The sequence below is a fragment of the Actinophytocola sp. genome (assembly GCF_036402745.1).
GTDB lineage: Bacteria > Actinomycetota > Actinomycetes > Mycobacteriales > Pseudonocardiaceae > Actinophytocola.
Genome location: NZ_DASWSJ010000115.1, coordinates 1 through 17,934, shown reverse-complemented (window position 1 = coordinate 17,934; position 17,934 = coordinate 1). Strand labels below are relative to the sequence as shown.

Genomic DNA, 17,934 nt, shown 5'->3' with positions numbered 1-17,934 from the left:
CCCCTCACCCCCGGGCCGGCGTGCCGGTCACGCGGAAGTCCCGCGTCCGGCCGATGTTGTCGAACGAGCCGAACCCGGTCCGGCCGGCGCCGAACGTCGTGTCGACGGCCGTGATCAGCGGCTCGCGCGCGCCGTCCACGTACACCGCGATCTCGCCCGAGCCCGCGCAGTGCACCACGCGCACGTCGTGCCAGTCCGCGTCGGTGATCGCCGGCGGCGCGCCGCGGGACAGGGCCGGGTCCCACTGGTCGTCGATGCGCAGCCGGTCCGCGTCGTTCACCACGAAGATCCCGTTGTGCGGGTAGATCGTGTTGTCCGTGGACAGATGCGCGTAGTAGAACCGGGTCGGCGACCGGTAGCCGAACACGATGATCACGTCCCGGTTCGTCACCTCCACCGGCGTGTCCAGCCGTACCTCGGCGTCGATCCGCGTCGAGGCGAACACGGGTCCCTTGGCCAGCACCGCGTACTCGAACGGCCGGCGTGGTCCCGGCGGGGCGACGCCCGCCTCGGCGAGGATCACCTGGTCGCCGCGGAACTGCCACTTCGCCGGGGTCACCGGTGACCAGTTCCGCGCGCCGCCCGTGCCGGACACGCGCGCATCGCCGACGTCGCAGCTCGCGAACCGCTTGGTGCCCACGACCTTCCAGACCTTGCCGTCGGCCTTGGCGAGCAGGTACAGCTCGCCGGCACCGTCCTGGCCGAAGCGCAGGTCGACGCGCTTGTCGCCGGCCAGCCGCTGCATCGTGGTCCGCACGCCCGCCGGGTCGTAGACCATCAGCTCGTGGATGGTGGCCATCGGCCGGCCGCGGCGCATCTCGTTCGCCTCGGTGTAGAAGATCCGGCCGTCGACGAGGTCGGTGAACACGTACTTCCCGCGCAGCTCCGGCACATCGTGGCCGCGGTAGACGAAGCCGCCGCTGATCGCGTGCCCCGAGTCGGCGCAGAGCGGGTGCCCGGGCGGCGGGTTGTGGTCGAACGCCGCGACCGGGTAGACGTAGCCGTACTGCGCGTCGTTCGCGGGCAGCGGGTAGACGCCGCACTGGGGGTCGCCGCGCTTGTAGACGAACGGGCCTTCCCGCTCGCTCCAGCCGAAGTTGTCGCCCGGCGCGACGTCGTACACGGCCTCGATCCGGTGCTCGCCGATGTGGCCGAGGTACATCCGCTTCGTGGCCGGGTCCCAGCTGAACCGGTGCGGGTCCCGCATGCCGATCGCGTAGATCTCGTCGAGCACCCCGTCGTCGCCGGCGAACGGGTTGTCGCGCGGGATGCCGAACTGGCCGCCCGTGCCGTTGGTGCCCAACGGGTCGATGCGCAGGATCTTGCCGTACGGGGTCGCGCGGTCCTGCGGTCCCGTGGTGGACGCGCCCTGCCCGCCGTCCCCCGAGGCGATGTAGAGCATGCCGTGGTCGGGGCTGTGCCGGGTGGCGGTCGGGTTGAAGTCGATCTGCTGGATCGCGTGGACCTGCCCGGTGTAGCCGATGCGGAGGACCTGGCGGCGGGTGCCGCTGAACGTGTCGGCGGCCGGGTCGGTCGCGGTCCACTCGGTGACCACCGCGTGCAGGATCGGGTTCGGCTGGGTCGGCCAGGTCGTCGGCTTGCCGAGACCGGCGCCGTTCTCGCTGTGCACGGTGTAGAACTTGCCGTTGCGCTTGAAGTCCGGGTGGAACGTGATGAACCCGGAGCCGGTCCCGAGCCCCCGGCCGGAGAAGAAGTCCGGCGCGAAGATGGTGCCGATGTCGAGGTAGAGGTGCTGGCTGCCGTGGTCCAGCAGGTACATCTTGCCGTTGAGGTCCGGCACGTACAGCCGGCCCGAGCCGTCGGGCACCTCGCCGAGGTAGTTGATGCGCGCGTGCCGCATGAGCCGCGGGTCGGTCGGCGGGGGGACGGGCTCGGTCTTGGGGAACTGCGCGAACTCCTCCACGGTCAGCCCGAGGCTCGACTGGACGGGGTCCGGTAAGGGGTTTTGGATCGGTTCGTCGGCGGCTGCCTGGTTGGCGCCGGCCGGGTCGGCCCTGGCTGTGTCCGCTGGGTCGGCGCCGGCTGGGCCGGGCCCGGCCGGGCCGGCGGCCTGGGCCACCGCGCTCGTCGGCGCGACCAGGCCGGCGGCAAGCACCGCTCCGGCGATCGCTACCAGCCACCGTCTCGATTTCGACATTTCGCCCACCACCTTGGGGGGTCGATGTGGTCAGAACTGGAGCAGGAAAGCGCTTTCCGGCAAGCGCTTTCCTGACCCTACAGACGGCGTCCACCCCGACGCAAGACCGATCGCGACTTGTCCACAGCCCCGCCCGACGCCGCCCGAAACCGTCGGTGCCCGCCGGTAGGATGGATTCCGGGGGCCGGAGGCCACGCAGGAACCGGCCCGGCCGGCCGGCTACGTGATCAGGGCCTGCACGCCTTGGCCGGCGGTGCGCATGGCGTCGGCCGGGGAGGCGCTGCCGATGAGCACCGCCTGGACCTGCTCGGCGACCACCGCCTCCATCCGGGCGTACGCGGGGAACTTCCAGAACGGGCTGGGCGTCGCCGACGCCGTCACCCGCTCGCTGAAGGCCTTCGTGTACGGGTCGCTCACCATCGCGTCCGACGCCAGGCCGCGCTCGGTCGCCGGGGGCAGGGCCAGCTTCTCGAAGAACGTCGACGTCGCCTCGTCGTCGGAGGTCAGCCACCGGGCGAGCGACGTCGCCGTGTTCGCCGCCGCGCCCTCGATCACCACGATCACGTGGCCCCACAGCAGCGCCCGCGGGGAGTCGCCCGGGGCGAGGACCGGGCGGGCCAGCGGGTCGAGCTTGTCGGCCAGCTCCTTGTCCGGGGAGTCGGCCACCACCGCGCCCTTGCCCACGATCGCGTCGTCGTAGATCGCCGCGCGGCCCTGGCCGAACAGGGCCCGCGCGTCGAACCGGCCGACGCCGGGGGCGATCAGCTTCTGGTCGTACAGCTTCTTGTACCAGGTGACCGCGTCGACCGACGCCTCGTCGCCGATCGTCACCTCGTCGCCCTCGAGCAGCGTGCAGCCGAACGTCTGCATCCACACGACGATGTCCTTGAGCTGCGCGGCGTAGGGCACCACGCCGAGGCCCCGCAGCTCGGTGAGCGCGGCCTCGAAGTCCTCAATGGACCGTGGGGCCGCGCTGATCCCCGCGCGCTCCAGCAGGTCCTTGTTGGACACCAGCCCGATGGCCCCGGTGGTCCACGGCAGGCCGAGCTGCTTCCCGTCGTACTGCCCGGAGGCCAGCGCGGTCCTCGTGTAGCCACCGCCGGCCGCCGCCGGGCCGAGGTCGCGCAGCGTGCCGAGCGACGCCAGCGCGCCGAGCCACGCGATGTCCAGCTGCGCGGCGCCGACGAGCTTGCCGCCCCGGACCCGCAGGGTCAGCTGGTCGAGATACTCGTTGTAGGGGTAGGGGATTCCGTTGATCGTCAGCCCGTCGCGCGACGACGCCTTGTCGAGCAGCCCCTGCACCACGGGCTTGCCGGCCTCCTCGTTCAGCGTCCACGACGCGAAGGAGAACGACGTCGCCTCGGGGTCGTCGACGTCGCGTGGCGCCGGTGCGCAGGCGCCGAGACCCGCGGCGCCCAGGCCCAGCGCCTGGAGCAGCCGGCGGCGGCTGTACGTCATGGTGACCTCCGAGGACTGGCGCGAAGATGGTACGAGGCGACCCGTCCGCCAGGAACCACCTGGAGCACGAACCGCATCGCCCGTGACCCGGCGGACGCGCTCCAGCCGTTACTGTCGGGACCGTGTTCGCGGCGGAACGACGGCAGCGCATCCTCGAGCTCGTGCGCTCGAGCGGCGCCATCTCCCTGCGGGAGCTGGCACGCCAGGTGCAGACCTCCGAGGTGACGGTCCGGCGCGACCTGCGGGCGCTGGAGGCGCAGGGCCTCCTCGACCGGCGCCACGGCGGCGCGGTGCTGCCCGGCGGCCTGTCCCACGAGCCGTCCTACTCGGAGAAGTCACTGGTCGCGGCCGACGCGAAGGCGGCCATCGCCAAGCTCGCCGCCGAGCTGGTGAGCGACGGCGACGCGATCGTCGTCGGTGCCGGCACCACCACGAAGGCCTTCGCCGCGCGGCTCACCCGGCACACCGAGCTCACCGTCGTCACCAACTCGCTGCTGGTGGCCGGGGGTCTCGTCGGCGCGCGCGGGGTGGACGTCGTCGTCACCGGCGGCTCGCTGCGCGGCTCGATCCACGCGCTCGTCGGCGGCACCACCGAGCAGGCCCTCGCCACCGTGCAGGGCACCCGCGCGTTCATCTCCGGCAACGGCCTCACCGCCACCCGGGGCCTGTCCACCCCCAACCTCGCGGTCGCCGGCGTCGACCGGGCGCTGGCCGCGGCGGCCGACGAGGTGGTCGTGCTCGCCGACCACACCAAGATCGGCACCGACGCGCTCCTGCAGACCGTCGCGGCCGAGGACATCCAGCACCTCGTCACCGACGACCAGGCCGACCCCGGCGAGCTGGACGCCTTGCGCGAGCAGGGCATCCAGGTGCACGTGGCCGGCGTGCCGGCCACCCCGCGGCCCAAGGCGGTCCGCCGCTCCGGCTGAGCGGAGCGCGGTGAGTTTGTTCAAGCTCTGATCGAACTTGTCGGAAATTCATGCCCAGTCTTGACAGATAAGTTTCGGTTGTGACTGAATTTGATCGGCGAGGTTGCCGCTCCGGGAGCGACCTCCGTGATCGGCCAGGAGTGAGCCAATGGCGGCCTTCCGTTCCCTTCGCCCCGTCCGCCTCGCCGGCGCCGCCGCCCTGTGCGCGGCGCTCGCGCTGAGCGCGTGCACCAAGTCCGAGAACAGCGGCGGTGGTGGCTCGACCCAGGGCACCGGCGGCGCCCAGGTGGCGGAGACGCCGAGCGGCGCGGGCGCCACCTGCACGCTCGACCAGTACGGCGCCACCAAGATCGACCTCAAGAACGCGATCGTCGGCTTCTCCCAGTCGGAGAAGGAGGCCAACCCGTTCCGGATCGCCGAGACCCAGTCGATCAAGGACGAGGCGAACAGCGTCGGCGTCAAGCAGCTGCTCACCACGAACGCGAACTCCCAGCTGAGCAAGCAGATCTCGGACATCCAGGACATGATCAACAAGGGTGCGCAGGCGCTGGTCGTCGCGCCGCTGAACTCCGACGGGCTGGAGCCGGCGCTGGATGCCGCGCGCGCCAAGAACATCCCCGTGCTCACGATCGACCGCAAGGTCAACTCGCAGGCCTGCAAGGACTACGTGGCCTTCCTCGGCTCCAACTTCGTCGAGCAGGGCAAGCGGGCCGCGCAGGAGATGGCCAAGGCGCTGAGCAACAAGGGCAAGGTGGCGATCCTGCTCGGCGCGTCCGGCAACAACGTGACCACCGACCGCACCAAGGGCTTCGTCGACGAGCTGGCCTCGATCGCGCCCGACATCAAGATCGTGGCGCAGCAGACCGGTGAGTTCGCCCGGGACAAGGGCCAGCAGGTCATGGAGCAGATCATCCAGGCCCAGCCCGACATCAACGGCGTCTACGCGGAGAACGACGAGATGGCCCTCGGCGCGCTGGTCGCGTTGAAGAGCGCGGGCAAGGCCCCGGGCACCGACGTGCAGGTCGTGTCGATCGACGGCACCCGCAACGCCGTGCAGAAGATCGTCGACGGCGAGATGTACGCGGTGGTCGAGTCGAACCCGCGGTTCGGCCCGCTGGCGTTCGAGACGCTGCAGAAGTTCCTGTCCGGCGAGCCGGTGTCGCAGAACGTCGTGATCAGCGACAAGCTCTACGGCCAGGACAACGCCGGCGGCGAGGTCGCGAACGCGTACTGACGGCCGGGACGGCGCAGGCCCATGGACGCCAGCACAGTGGCCGGCGGCGAGGCGGTGCTCATCGCCACCGCGGTCGGCAAGCGGTTCCCCGGTGTCGTCGCGTTGTCCGATGTGGACCTGAAGCTGCACGCCGGTGAGGTGCACGCCCTGGTCGGGGAGAACGGCGCGGGGAAGTCGACCCTGATCAAGGTGCTCACCGGCGTGTACGCGCCGGACGACGGGACCCTCGACCACGCCGGCCGGCGGGTCCACTTCGCCCGGCCGCTGGACGCGCAGGCTGCCGGCATCAGCACCGTGTACCAGGAGGTCAACCTGGTGCCGCTGCAGTCGGTGGCGAGCAATCTCTACCTCGGCCGCGAGCCGAGGACCCGGTTCGGCCTGGTCGACTTCCGGGCGATGAACCGGGCGGCCCAGGCGCTGCTGGACTCCTACGGCGTGCCCGTCGACGTCACCCGGCCGCTGCGCACGCTCGGCATGGGCGTGCAGCAGATGGTCGCGGTGGCGCGGGCGGCCGACACGAAGGCCCGCGTGGTGATCCTCGACGAGCCGACGTCGTCGCTGGAGCCGCGCGAGGTCGACACGCTGTTCGCGATCATCGAGCGGCTGCGGGCGGACGGCGTCGCCGTGCTGTACGTCAGCCACCGACTCGACGAGCTGTACCGGATCTGCGACCGGGTGACCGTGCTGCGCGACGGCAGGCTCGTGCACACCGGCCCGCTCGCCGACCTGCCGCGGCTGCGGTTGGTGGCCATGATGCTCGGCCGCGACCTCGAGGAGGTCCGCCGCGAGGGCGCCACCAAGTTCGAGGGCGAGCACACCGCGGCCGAGACCGCACCCGTGCTCGAGGCCGTCGGCCTCACCGCCAAGCACCGGCTCCACGGCGTGGACGTCACCGTCCGGCCCGGCGAGATCGTCGGACTCGGCGGGCTGCTGGGCGCCGGCCGCAGCGAGACCGCGATGGCCATCGCCGGCGCGCTGCCGCTCGACGCCGGCGACATCCTCGTGGACGGCAGGCGGCTGCGCACCGGTTCGGTGGCCGCGGCGATGCGGGCCGGCGTGGTGATGCTGCCCGAGGACCGCAAGGCCGACGGCATCCTGCCGGAGCTCTCGGTGCGGGAGAACATCGTGCTGGCCGCGCTCCCCCGGCTCTCCGCCGCCGGGCTGGTGTCGCGGCGGCGGCAGGACTCCATCGTGGACACGTTCATGCGCCGGCTGCGGATCAAGGCGGCGAGCCCGGACCAGCGCGTCGGCGAGCTCTCCGGCGGCAACCAGCAGAAGGTCCTGCTCGCGCGCCTGCTGTGCATGCAGCCCAAGGTGCTGCTGCTGGACGAGCCGACCCGCGGCATCGACGTCGGTGCCAAGGCCGAGGTCCAGGCGCTGGTCGACGAGCTCGCCGCGGACGGCCTCGGCGTCGTGCTGATCTCCTCGGAGTTCGACGAGGTCATCGAGGGCTCGGACGCGATCGTCGTGCTGCGGGAGGGAAAGGTCGTCACCCGGCTGGAGGGCGACGAGGTCACCGAGGCGGCCCTGCTCGCGGCGCTGGCGGAGGAAAGCGATGGATAGCACCATCACCGCGCCACGGCGCACCACCGGGACCCGGGCGTGGCTGCGGGACAACGGGGTCTACGCGGCGATCGCCGTGCTCGTCGCCTACAACCTCGCGTTCACCACGAACTTCGCCACCGTCGCGAACCTGAACACCCAGCTCGTGCAGGTCGCGCCGGTGCTGATCGTCGCGCTGGGCATGGCGCTCGTGATCGGCACCGAGGGCGTGGACCTGTCGGTCGGCTCGGTGATGGCCATCGCCGCCGCGATCCTGCCGCTGTACCTGGGCTACGGGATCCTGCCGGCGATCGGGCTGGCGCTGGTCGCGGGCGCGTTGTGCGGGCTCGCCAACGGGACCCTCGTCGCGGTCGTCGGCATCCAGCCGATCGTCGCGACGCTCGCGCTGCTGGTCGGCGGGCGCGGGCTCGCGCTGGTGTTCGCCGACGGGCAGCTCAAGGACATCCGCAACCCCGAGCTGCTGGACCTGGGCTCCGGCAAGGTGCTCGGCATCCCGGTCGTCGTGTGGATCGCCGCACTCCTCGCCGGGCTGGTGTGGTTGCTGGTGCGGTACACGACGTTCGGCAGGCAGCTGGTCGCGGTCGGCGGCAACCGGTCGGCGAGCGCGCTGGCCGGGCTGCCGGTGCGCCGGGTGCTGATGCTCACCTACGTGCTGAGCGGGGTGCTGGCCGCGGTCGCCGGGATCGTCGCGACCGCCCGGCTCACCGCGTCCGACCCGTCGGCGATCGGCAACCTCTACGAGCTGTCCGCGATCACCGCGGTCGTGGTCGGCGGCACGCCGCTGTCCGGCGGCCGGGTGCGCATCCTCGGCACGGTCGCGGGCGCGCTGCTGATGCAGCTGATCACCGCGACGCTGATCAAGCACAACCTGCCGGACTCCACCGCGCAGATCGTCCAGGCGGCGATCATCGTGGTCGCGATGTACCTGCAGCGTTCCCGTTCGGGTGGTGGCCAGTGACCGCGATCAAGCAGGCACACACGGTCGAGGACGGCTCGCCGGCCACCGGCGGGATGACCCGCAAGGAATGGCTCGCGGCACTCGTGCAGCGGCGCGGCTCGGTCGTGGTGCTCGCGCTGGTGGTGGTCGTCGCGTCGGTCGCGTTCGACAGCTTCCCCACGCTCGGCAACGCGCAGAACATCGCGATCCAGAGCTCGTTCCTCGCGATCGTCGCGCTCGGCATGACCTTCGTGATCATCTCGGGCGGCATCGACCTGTCCGTCGGCTCGGTGTACGCGCTCGGCGGAGTCCTTGCCGCGTACGGGAACCAGTGGGGCGGGCTCGTCGGACTGCTGCTGCCGCTGGCGGTGTGCGGGGCGATCGGGCTGCTGAACGGCGCGCTCGTGGCCTACGGCCGGCTGGCACCGTTCATCGTCACGCTCGCCACCCTGCTCGGCGCGCGCGGGCTGCTGCTCGCGATCACCGACGAGGGCTCGACGACCCGGCTGATGGCCCGCGACGACTGGCTCACCCGGGTCGGCCAGGGCACGTTCCTGGGCCTGGGCATCCCGGTGTGGATCACGCTCGCGCTGTTCGCGGCCGGCGTGGTCGTGTTGCAGCGCACCAGGTTCGGCCACGCCACGCTCGCCATCGGCGGCAGCCGGGAGGCGGCGACCCTGATGGGCCTGCCGGTCGCGCGCAACACGATGCTGCTCTACCTGGTCAGCGGCCTCACCGCGGGCCTGGCCGGCGCGCTCGCCGCGGCCTACTCGGCCTCCGGCGTGACGATCGTCGGCGAGGGCCTCGAGCTGGAGGCGATCGCGGCCGTGGTGATCGGCGGGACCCTGCTCACCGGCGGCGCCGGCACGGTCGGCGGGACGCTCGCCGGCGTGTTGCTGCTGCGCGTCATCCAGAACGTGATCAACCAGATCGGCACGCTGAACCCGCACTACCAGTCCGTGGTCAGTGGTGCGTTCCTGGCCGTCGTGGTGGCCGTACAGGCCTATCTGAGCCGCGCCTACCTGCGTGGTGGGAGGCGGTAGCTCCCGGTTCCACCCATTTTGGAGGAGGTCGACCCTGCCATGAGGACCCCCGTTCGACGAAGAGTGCTCGGCGCGCTCGCGGCTACTGTCACTACCGTGGCACTGATACCCGCGATGTCCGCGCCCGCGACCGCCGACCCGGTGTGGCAGCCCGGCACCCCGCCGCTGGCCACGCCGTGGACCGCCCAGGTGGGACCGGACAACGCCTTACCCGAGTACCCCAGGCCACAGCTCACCCGCGACCGCTGGCAGAACCTCAACGGGGTGTGGGAGTTCGCCGCGGCCGGGTCGCTCGGCACGCCGCCGGTCGGTCAGACGCTCGGCGAGCGGATCCTCGTGCCGTACCCGATCGAGTCGGCCCTGTCCGGGATCCAGCGCAGCGAGGACCGGATGTGGTACCGGCGCACGTTCGAGGTGCCGTCCCGCTGGCGCGGCGACCGGCTCATGCTCAACTTCGGCGCGGTGGACTACGACGCCAAGGTGTGGGTCAACGGCAAGCTCGTGGCCGCGCACAAGGGCGGCTACGACAAGTTCAGCGCGGACATCACCGACGCGCTGACCAAGCGCGGGCCGCAGGAGGTCATCGTCGGCGTCGAGGACCTCACCGACGCCACCTGGCAGCCGGTGGGCAAGCAGCGCCGCACCCCCGACCGCGGCATCTTCTACACCGCCAGCTCGGGCATCTGGCAGACCGTGTGGCTGGAACCGGTGGCGCCCAAGCACATCACCCAGCTCGACACGACCCCGCACCTGGCCGACGGCAGCCTGGCGGTGACCGCCCGCACCGAGGGTGGCGCGGCCACGGTCGAGGCCGTCGCCTACGACGGGCAGCGTGAGGTCGGCCGGGTCCGTGGGCCGGCGAACAGCCCGCTGCGCCTGCCGGTGCCGCAGGCCAAGCTGTGGTCGCCGGACTCGCCGTTCCTCTACAACCTCAAGGTGTCCCTGCTCGACAGTCGCAAGAGGACGGTCGACCAGGTCGGCTCCTACTTCGGCATGCGCGAGATCGGCATGAAGCCCGGCGCCGACGGCAAGCTCCGGATGACGCTCAACGGCAAGATCGTCTTCCAGATGGCCACGCTCGACCAGGGCTTCTGGCCCGACGGCATCCACACCGCGCCCACCGACGAGGCGCTGCGGTTCGACCTCGAGCAGCACAAGGTGATGGGCTTCAACGCGGTCCGCAAGCACATCAAGGTCGAGCCGGACCGCTGGTTCTACCACGCCGACCACCTGGGACTGCTGGTGTGGCAGGACATGCCGGCGATGAAGACGACCAACGAGCTCCCGCCGAAGTACGCGCAGACCCAGTTCGAGGCCGAGCTGCACACCATGGTGGACCAGCACAAGAGCTGGACGTCGGTCGTGGCCTGGGTGCCGTTCAACGAGGGCTGGGGCGAGTGGGACCGCGGGGCCACCGGGCGCATCGCCGACGAGGTGAAGGCGCAGGACCCGAGCCGGCTCGTCAACGCGCACAGCGGGGTGAACTGCTGTGCCTCCAAGGGTGACTCGGGCCGCGGCGACATCCTCGACCACCACGCCTACGTCGGGCCGGCGCAGCCGGTGCCGGACGCGCACCGGGTGGCGGTGGACGGCGAACACGGCGGGTTCGGCCTGGAGGTCAAGGACCACATGTGGTTCGGCGACGGCCACGCCTACGAGATGACGCCGGACTCGGCCACGCTCACCCGCCGCTACGTCGAGAACCAGCGCGACGTGCTGAAGTCCGCGCAGAGCTGCGGGATCTCCGCGGCGATCTACACCCAGATCACCGACGTGGAGCACGAGGTCAACGGCTTCTTCACCTACGACCGGCAGGTCGAGAAGATGGACTTCGCGCAGGTGCGGGCCGTCAACCAGGAGATCATCGCGGGCGCCGACGGCTCCGGCGGCGGCACCCAGCCGCCCCCGCCCGGCACGCCCGGTCCGGACGGCATCCACTACTACCCGTTCAGCGAGGGCTCCGGCACGACCACCGCGGACGCGGTCGGCGGCCGGAACGCCACGCTGGTCGACGGTCCCACGTGGACGGCGGGGCACGACGGCCAGGCGCTCCAGTTCGCCGGCACGGCCCAGGTGGACACCGGCACGGCGTTGCTCGACACCAAGGGCAACTACTCGGTGGCCGCGTGGGTCAAGCTCGACAGCCTCGGCGGGTTCGCCACCGCCGTCAGCCAGGACGGTAGCGCGGACAGCGGGTTCTTCCTGCAGTACTCGGGGGCGGACAACCGGTTCGCGTTCAGCTTCGTCGGGGTCCGGGCCCTCGCGCCGGCCGCGCCGCAGCCGGGCCGCTGGTACCACCTGGTCGGCGTCCGGGACGTGGTGTCGGGCACGCTGAAGCTCTATGTGGACGGCCAGCTCGCCGGGCAGCAGACCGCGTGCGTGGGCAGTGACGCGCGCGGCAACACGGTGATCGGGCGGGCCAAGTTCGGCGGCAACCCGGTCGACTACTGGCGCGGCGCGATCGACCAGGTGCACGTGTACGACCGGGCGCTGCCCGACGCCGAGGTGGCCTCGCTGTACGGGTCCGGGCGGTAGCGCCGTGCGCCGCATCGCGCTCGCGCTCGCGGCGGTGCTGGTGACGACGGTCGTGCCGGTCGTGGTGCCCTCGAGCGCCACGGCCGGCCCGGCCGGCTCAGCGACACCGGCCGAGCCGTACCCGTCCGTCGGCAGCGGCACCGCCGTGCTCGACCACGACGCGCTGCTGCGGGGGTTCGCCGAACCCGAGTGGTACAAGGCGAACATCCCGTTCCTGGAGGTGCCCGACCGGTCCATCCAGGACGTCTACTACTACCGGTGGAGCACCTACAAGCGGCACCTGCGCTACACCGACCAGGCCTCCGGCTACCTCGTGACGGAGTTCCACAACCCGCCGGGCTACTCGGCACCGCTGGGCGGGATCGTGGCGGCGGCCGGGCACCACATCGCCGAGGGCCGCTGGCTGCGGGACCGCCGACCGCTCGACGACTACCTGCGGTACTGGCTGCAGGGTCCGGGTGCGGGACCCAAGCCGAAGGAGGACTACCTCAACAAGGACACCGACGACTGGGCCCACCAGTACAGCTTCTGGGCCGCGACCGCCGCGTACCAGCGTTACCTGGTCACCGGCGACCGCACGTTCGTGACGGCGCTGCTGCCGGACCTGGTGCGGCAGTACGACAAGTGGGGCCACCAGTTCAACCCGCGGCTCGGCCTGTACTGGTCGGTGCCGGTGTGGGACGCGATGGAGTTCACCGCGTCGTCGTACGAGACCGACCCCGCCGACCCGTACCACGGCGGCGCCGGCTACCGGCCGACGCTGAACGCCTACCAGTACGGGGACGCGCGTTCCATTGCCGCGATCGCCCGGCTCGCCGGTGACTCGCGGCTGGCCGCATCGTTCGACCAGCGCGCGTCGGCGTTGCGGGACGCGATGTACCGGCACCTGTGGGACCCGGCGCGGCAGTTCTTCTACCACAAGGCGCGTGCGGATCTGGATCCCGCGGAGGGACTGGTGTCCTCGCGTGAGGAGATCGGGTTCGTGCCGTGGATGTTCGACCTGGCCGAGCCGTCCACCGACGCGGCGTGGGCTTCGTTGACGGACCCGGCGGGGTTCGCCGCGCCGTACGGTCCGACCACTGTGGAGCGCCGGTCGCCGTGGTTCATGCGCGACGCGCTCGCCGGGTGCTGCCGGTGGAACGGGCCGAGCTGGCCGTACTCGACCTCGCAGACGCTGACCGGACTCGCGAACCTGCTGAACGCGCGCTCGCCGGCCTCGGTGTCCACAGCGGACTACTACGCGTTGCTGCGTGACTATGCGCTGACGCAGTACAAGGGCGGGGTGCCCTATGTGGCGGAGGCGCATCACCCGGACGAGGACCGGTGGATCTACGACAGCCGCGGGCACAGCGAGCACTACAACCACTCGACGTTCACCGACCTGGTGATCAACGGGCTGGTCGGGCTGCGGCCTTCCGCGGACGACCGGCTGGTGGTGAACCCGCTGGTGCCGCCGTCCTGGGACTACTTCGCGCTCGAGAACACGCCCTACCGCGGCCACAACGTGACCGTGCTGTGGGACCGGGACGGGTCGCGGTACCACCAGGGCGCCGGGCTGCAGGTGTTCGTTGACGGCCGCCCGGTCGCGCGCCGCGCCTCGCTCGGCCCGGTGACGCTCCGGGTCGGCACCGCGCAGGTGGCCACGGCGGCACCGGTCGACGACGCGGCGAACCCGAACGGCACGGGCTACCCGCGGCCGTTCGCGTCCTACACCAACGCGATCGACAGCACGTGGGATGCGGTGGACGGGCGGATCTACTACGACGACATCCCGCACAGCCGGTGGACGAACTACAACTCCCCCAACGCCTCGGACCACCTCGGGGTGGACTTCGGCGTGCCCACGCCGGTGAGCGACGTGCGGATGTACCTGTACGACGACGGCGGTGGGGTCAAGACACCCGCGGCCTACTCGGTGCAGACGTGGGACGGCTCGACCTGGCAGCCGGTCCCCGAGCAACGCCGCCGGCCCGAGGTGCCGGCGGGGAACGCGTTGAACCACATCACCTTCCCCGCGGTCGTGACGTCGAAGATCCGCGTGGTGTTCACCAACCCGCCCGGCGCGAAGGTCGGCGTGACGGAACTTGGCGCGTGGTCTTTCCCGACCGGCACGGTGTCCGTCGCGCCGGACTTCACGACCACGTACGTGAACGACACCGGCCGCGCGGTGACCGGCGTGCGCACGACGCTGGCCGTGCCGCCGGGCTGGTCGGTGCGGGCCACGAGCCCGGCGTCGGCCCACGTCGTCCGCCCCGGCGGCCGGTTCGGTACCAGGTGGACGGTCACGCCGCCGCCCGGTGTGCGGCCCGACCGCTACCCGGTCCGCGCGTTCACGACGTTCGCCGGCGGTGGGGCGGCGAGCCCGTACGCGTCGTTCACCGTGCCGCTGGACCCGCTCGCCTACCCGTCGGTGGACCTGAGCGACTCCTTCGACACGGCCGGGTCCTACGTGCCGCACCAGCCGAACCCGGGCGAGCGCGTGCCGACCCTGACCACGGGCGACGGGCTCCTCACGGCGACCTCGGCCGACCCGTTCTTCACCGTGGTGGCCGGCCCCGCTCCGGTCCGCTCGGCCGACGCGTTCACGGCCGTGACGATCGGCGCGCTGGCCGGGACGGGCGCGCCGGAGGACAGCGTGTTCGTGGGCTGGGTCAAGGATGCCGACAACTACGTGACGGCCTGGTACAACAACACGCGCAAGCGGTCGGGTATCAACGTCCGGGTCAACGGGTCCTTCCTGGACACCCCGGGCGACGCGCCCTTGACCCTCGCACCCGGCGACCGCTTCGCCCTCACCGTCGCCGGCGACACGATCACGTCCTACGCGTTCACCGGTGGCGCGTGGAAACCGTTGCGCACGAACACGATCGGCACCGTGCTCACCGGCGAGTACCGCTACGGCTTCGGCCTCCGCGGCACGTCCGGGACCATCTCGCTGGCCGACGTCGAGGGGAGGTCGCGCCAGGTTCCGCCAGCTCCGCCGGAAGCGAAGCCCGAGCGGCTGGACCGATCGGGCCAGCCGCGGAACCGGTGACCCAGGTCGCCCGTCTCGCCACGGAACGTCACGCAGGTGCGCTAGCCTGCATGAAGGGCGTGTGGGGCGAGGGGGGATGAGCACCGTGTTCTTCGACACCGGTGCGGACGAGGGGTCCGGGCAGCGGCCGGGCATGACCGTGTCGCCGGACAAGCTCGTCCAGCTCAAGCAAGGCTTCGAGGACCAGCGGGACCAGGTTGAGGCCTGGCTGCGGAACGTCACCAGGAAGAAGGACTGGGTGACCCTGCTCCCCGGCACCGAGCAGGCGATCACCCGCCAGCTCGACGAACTGCTCACCAAGGCCTGACGGAAGGACACCATGCAACCGAACCCCTTCGCCGGCATGGAGCCTGAGTCCATGCTGCAAACCCTGCGCCAGCAGGCCGACGGCCTGGCCGCCAAGGCCGGCCGCCTGCGCGAGGAGATCACGGCGGCCACGGCCACCGCCTCCTCCGCCGACGGCGCGGTCACGGTCACCCTCTCCCCGACCGGCGCGCTGCAGGACATCTCCTTCTCCGCCAAGGCATCCGGCCTCACGCCCGACGAGCTCGGCCCGCTCGTCATGCGCACCGTCCACGAGGCGCAGCGCCAGGCCTCCGCCCGGGTGGAGGCGTCGGTGCGCCAGCTCGGCGATGAGTCCACAATGGACTTCCTGCGCCAGTTCATGCCCACGCCCGAGCCGGACGGCCGCGTCGAGCGCGATCCCGAGGCGGAGTACGGCGCCGTGCTGCGCAAGCGACCGGGGCGCCAGCAGTGACCGGCGGGACCGAGGTCGACACGGGCGAGCTGCGCACGTTCGCCGGCGGCATGCACGGCAGGTCCGACGAGATCCTCGCCGCGTCGGACAAGGTCGGCGCGATCGACTACGGCGTCTTCTCCTTCGGGATCATCGCGCAGCTGTTCGTCGACGACGCCCGCGCGGCGGCCAACCGGGCCGCCGAGGGGCTGATGCTGCTGGGCAAGAACGTCGGCATGGACGCCACCGCGGTCGGCGACGCGGCCACCTGGTACGACGACAACGAGCAGAACCAGGTCCAGCGGTTCGGGGGTGACACGCATGGTTGACCAGCTGTCCGGAGCCGGCCCCGCCGAGTCCCTCTACGAGCTCGGCCAGTCCTTCGGCGCCGCCGACGGCGACAGCATGGTCCTCAACGGCGTCGCCGTGGGGCTGGACCTGCTGGGCGCGCTCGCCAACCCGATCGACACGCTCGGCTCCTCGGTCATCGGCTGGATCATCGACCACATCGCGATCCTGCGCGCGCCGCTCGACTTCACCGTCGGCAACCCGGACGTCGTGCAGAACGCCGTCCAGCAGTGGAACGACACCGCGATCAACCTCGACGAGATCGCGGACCGGCAGAAGGCCGCGCTGGGCAAGGAGATCCCCACCTACGTCAACGGCGGCTCGTCCTCGGTGCCGGCGTTCACCGAGGCGATGGGCCAGCGGGAGCTGCAGATCCGCGGTGCGGGCATGACCTGCACCGAGATCGCCGAGCTCACCGCGCAGGCCGGTACCTGGATCGCCGGCATCCGCGGCGTCATCCGCGACATGATCGCCGGGTTCGTCTGGGACCTGCTGGAGAAGGCCGTGGCCAAGTTCGCGTTCGCGCCGCTCACGTTCGGGGCGACCGCGGCCGAGTTCCTGGCCGACACGATGATCCGCGTCAGCAACCTGGTGCGGCGCATCGCCGGCAAGCTCGACGAGCTCGTGGGCTCGCTCAAGCTGATCAGCGGCAACCTCAAGAAGCTCGCCGACCGCCTCGACACGCTCCTCACCCCGAAGATCACGCCGGGCGAGCTCGTGGACGTCCTCGACGGCGCGCTGCCGGCGGTGCCGAAGCTGGGGCTGGACGTCGCCCGCGAGAAGGCCAAGGTCAGCACCACGCAGACCGCCACCACCGACGAGGCCGACGCCCAGAAGGCCAAGGACAAGCACGGCACGCTGGTCGACGACGGGTACCAGCAGCGCGAGAAGGTGCGCGAGCGGTGGCGCGGCGAGCCGGGGCCGTACGAGACCGAGGACTGGTGGACCAAGCGGGGAGACCTGTACTCATGACCGACGAGCTGCGGGCCCGGCTGAGCAGGGGCCGGACGTTCGCCGTCCTCGCCTACGCGGTGCCGCCGGCGTTGGGGCTCACCATGGTCCTGCTCCTCGTGATGGCGAGCCAGGGCCGGGCTGAGGTCGCCCAGCGGATCAGCGTCGCCTACGCCGGCTGGCCAGGGATCATCCTCGCCGCCGCGGTCGTCGGCGCGCTGTTCCGGGCCGACGCGCCACACAACTGGCCCGGCGGCGCCGGCGCGTTCGGGGCGTTCGCCGGGTTCTTCACCGGTATGACGGCCGCGGCGTACGTCCGCGACCTTCCGCTGCCGGTCGTCGGCCTGCTGATGCTCGTCGGCACGGTCGCGGGGTTCTATCTCGGCTGGCTGCCCGGCCGGTACGCGCGGGCGGTCGTGCTGCAGCCGTTCAGCACCGACCTCGCCGACCTGCCCATCGAGGTTCCCTTCCCCGCGCGCGGGGAGCGCTCGACCGTGCTGCGGGTCGGGACCATCGAGATCGCGGTCCTGGGCGGCCGGTTCCCGCTGGAGGACGTCTCCTGGGTCGGGCCGCACCGCATCGCCATCGAGGGGAAGCAGGAGTTCCCGGGCAAGGAGGCCAAGAGCGTGCGGCTCACCCCGGGTGCCGCGGTGCGGTTCACCACGCCCACCGGGGACTGGGTCTTCCCCACCGACCAGGACGAGGAGGCCGTCGAGGTCATCCAGCGCCGGGTCGACGCCGCGCGGCCGCTGCTCGACGACGAGGCCAGTGCCTAGGGCTTCGTTCCGACAACGCGGCCAGCGGTCGACCGGGCCGCCGGGAAACGTGCCGAACCCTGGCGGAGCACTAACGTGGACGCATGCTCGTCGTCGTCATGGGGGTGACCGGGTCGGGGAAGTCCACCGTCGGTGAGGCGCTGGCCCGCGAGCTCGGCGTGCCGTACGCCGACGCGGACAGCTTCCACAGCGCGGCCAACGTCGCCAAGATGGCCGCCGGCCACCCGCTGGA

15 protein-coding genes are annotated in these 17,934 nt (G+C 71.6%); 13 read left to right on the top strand and 2 right to left on the bottom strand.

Going from position 1 to position 17,934, the window contains the following annotated elements; all coding sequences use genetic code 11:
* Positions 1 to 4 precede the first annotated feature (4 nt).
* Both VGD70_RS11580 and VGD70_RS11575 read right to left on the bottom strand, forming a co-directional pair.
* Positions 5 to 2,158, bottom strand: coding sequence for a PQQ-dependent sugar dehydrogenase (locus tag VGD70_RS11580; RefSeq protein WP_331080925.1), 2,154 nt, complete (start codon positions 2,156 to 2,158; stop codon positions 5 to 7).
* Positions 2,159 to 2,377: 219 nt separating this feature from the next.
* On the bottom strand, positions 2,378 to 3,616 hold the full coding sequence (locus tag VGD70_RS11575; protein WP_331080923.1) for a sugar ABC transporter substrate-binding protein: 1,239 nt from the start codon (positions 3,614 to 3,616) through the stop codon (positions 2,378 to 2,380).
* A 122-nt stretch (positions 3,617 to 3,738) separates the two neighbouring features.
* Here VGD70_RS11575 and VGD70_RS11570 point away from each other — a divergent pair, with 122 nt between their 5' ends.
* The 13 genes from VGD70_RS11570 to VGD70_RS11510 form a co-directional block, all read left to right on the top strand.
* Positions 3,739 to 4,545, top strand: a complete 807-nt coding sequence (locus VGD70_RS11570) for a DeoR/GlpR family DNA-binding transcription regulator (protein WP_331080921.1) — start codon at positions 3,739 to 3,741, stop codon at positions 4,543 to 4,545.
* Positions 4,546 to 4,693: 148 nt separating this feature from the next.
* Positions 4,694 to 5,779 (top strand): ABC transporter substrate-binding protein, encoded by a 1,086-nt coding sequence (locus VGD70_RS11565; RefSeq protein WP_331080919.1) that lies wholly within the window; start codon positions 4,694 to 4,696, stop codon positions 5,777 to 5,779.
* Between the two features lie 21 nt (positions 5,780 to 5,800).
* A complete protein-coding gene (locus VGD70_RS11560) occupies positions 5,801 to 7,342 on the top strand; it encodes a sugar ABC transporter ATP-binding protein (protein WP_331080917.1) in 1,542 nt (513 codons plus the stop codon).
* Positions 7,335 to 8,300 carry an ABC transporter permease gene (locus tag VGD70_RS11555; RefSeq protein ID WP_331080916.1) on the top strand — a complete coding sequence of 322 codons (966 nt, stop codon included), beginning with the start codon at positions 7,335 to 7,337 and terminating at the stop codon, positions 8,298 to 8,300. Before VGD70_RS11560 ends, VGD70_RS11555 begins: the two co-directional genes overlap by 8 nt.
* Positions 8,301 to 8,353: 53 nt before the next feature.
* On the top strand, positions 8,354 to 9,322 hold the full coding sequence (locus tag VGD70_RS11550) for an ABC transporter permease (protein WP_331080956.1): 969 nt from the start codon (positions 8,354 to 8,356) through the stop codon (positions 9,320 to 9,322).
* 39 nt (positions 9,323 to 9,361) lie between these two features.
* Positions 9,362 to 11,857 (top strand): LamG-like jellyroll fold domain-containing protein, encoded by a 2,496-nt coding sequence (locus VGD70_RS11545; RefSeq protein ID WP_414637942.1) that lies wholly within the window; start codon positions 9,362 to 9,364, stop codon positions 11,855 to 11,857.
* 4 nt (positions 11,858 to 11,861) lie between these two features.
* Positions 11,862 to 14,891 (top strand): MGH1-like glycoside hydrolase domain-containing protein, encoded by a 3,030-nt coding sequence (locus VGD70_RS11540; RefSeq protein ID WP_331080914.1) that lies wholly within the window; start codon positions 11,862 to 11,864, stop codon positions 14,889 to 14,891.
* 76 nt (positions 14,892 to 14,967) lie between these two features.
* Positions 14,968 to 15,198, top strand: coding sequence for a hypothetical protein (locus VGD70_RS11535; protein WP_331080912.1), 231 nt, complete (start codon positions 14,968 to 14,970; stop codon positions 15,196 to 15,198).
* A 12-nt stretch (positions 15,199 to 15,210) separates the two neighbouring features.
* Positions 15,211 to 15,648 carry a YbaB/EbfC family nucleoid-associated protein gene (locus tag VGD70_RS11530; RefSeq protein ID WP_331080910.1) on the top strand — a complete coding sequence of 146 codons (438 nt, stop codon included), beginning with the start codon at positions 15,211 to 15,213 and terminating at the stop codon, positions 15,646 to 15,648.
* Positions 15,645 to 15,956 carry a type VII secretion target gene (locus VGD70_RS11525; protein ID WP_331080908.1) on the top strand — a complete coding sequence of 104 codons (312 nt, stop codon included), beginning with the start codon at positions 15,645 to 15,647 and terminating at the stop codon, positions 15,954 to 15,956. Before VGD70_RS11530 ends, VGD70_RS11525 begins: the two co-directional genes overlap by 4 nt.
* A complete protein-coding gene (locus tag VGD70_RS11520) occupies positions 15,949 to 16,947 on the top strand; it encodes a hypothetical protein (protein WP_331080906.1) in 999 nt (332 codons plus the stop codon). Before VGD70_RS11525 ends, VGD70_RS11520 begins: the two co-directional genes overlap by 8 nt.
* Positions 16,944 to 17,702: a hypothetical protein gene (locus VGD70_RS11515; RefSeq protein ID WP_331080905.1), complete on the top strand. Its 759-nt coding sequence runs from the start codon at positions 16,944 to 16,946 to the stop codon at positions 17,700 to 17,702. Before VGD70_RS11520 ends, VGD70_RS11515 begins: the two co-directional genes overlap by 4 nt.
* 83 nt (positions 17,703 to 17,785) lie before the next feature.
* The coding region (locus tag VGD70_RS11510) for a shikimate kinase (protein WP_331080952.1) at positions 17,786 to 17,934 on the top strand (149 nt) is incomplete at its 3' end.

Bases quoted from the DNA above. Each gene is read 5' to 3' on its own strand.
- VGD70_RS11560 (WP_331080917.1), top strand. From the start codon at position 5,801: ATGGACGCCAGCACAGTGGCCGGCGGCGAGGCGGTGCTCATCGCCACC.
- VGD70_RS11580 (WP_331080925.1), bottom strand. From the start codon at position 2,158: ATGTCGAAATCGAGACGGTGGCTGGTAGCGATCGCCGGAGCGGTGCTT.
- VGD70_RS11535 (WP_331080912.1), top strand. From the start codon at position 14,968: ATGAGCACCGTGTTCTTCGACACCGGTGCGGACGAGGGGTCCGGGCAG.
- VGD70_RS11550 (WP_331080956.1), top strand. From the start codon at position 8,354: ATGACCCGCAAGGAATGGCTCGCGGCACTCGTGCAGCGGCGCGGCTCG.
- VGD70_RS11545 (WP_414637942.1), top strand. From the start codon at position 9,362: ATGAGGACCCCCGTTCGACGAAGAGTGCTCGGCGCGCTCGCGGCTACT.
- VGD70_RS11565 (WP_331080919.1), top strand. From the start codon at position 4,694: ATGGCGGCCTTCCGTTCCCTTCGCCCCGTCCGCCTCGCCGGCGCCGCC.
- VGD70_RS11520 (WP_331080906.1), top strand. From the start codon at position 15,949: ATGGTTGACCAGCTGTCCGGAGCCGGCCCCGCCGAGTCCCTCTACGAG.
- VGD70_RS11515 (WP_331080905.1), top strand. From the start codon at position 16,944: ATGACCGACGAGCTGCGGGCCCGGCTGAGCAGGGGCCGGACGTTCGCC.
- VGD70_RS11575 (WP_331080923.1), bottom strand. From the start codon at position 3,616: ATGACGTACAGCCGCCGCCGGCTGCTCCAGGCGCTGGGCCTGGGCGCC.
- VGD70_RS11555 (WP_331080916.1), top strand. From the start codon at position 7,335: ATGGATAGCACCATCACCGCGCCACGGCGCACCACCGGGACCCGGGCG.
- VGD70_RS11530 (WP_331080910.1), top strand. From the start codon at position 15,211: ATGCAACCGAACCCCTTCGCCGGCATGGAGCCTGAGTCCATGCTGCAA.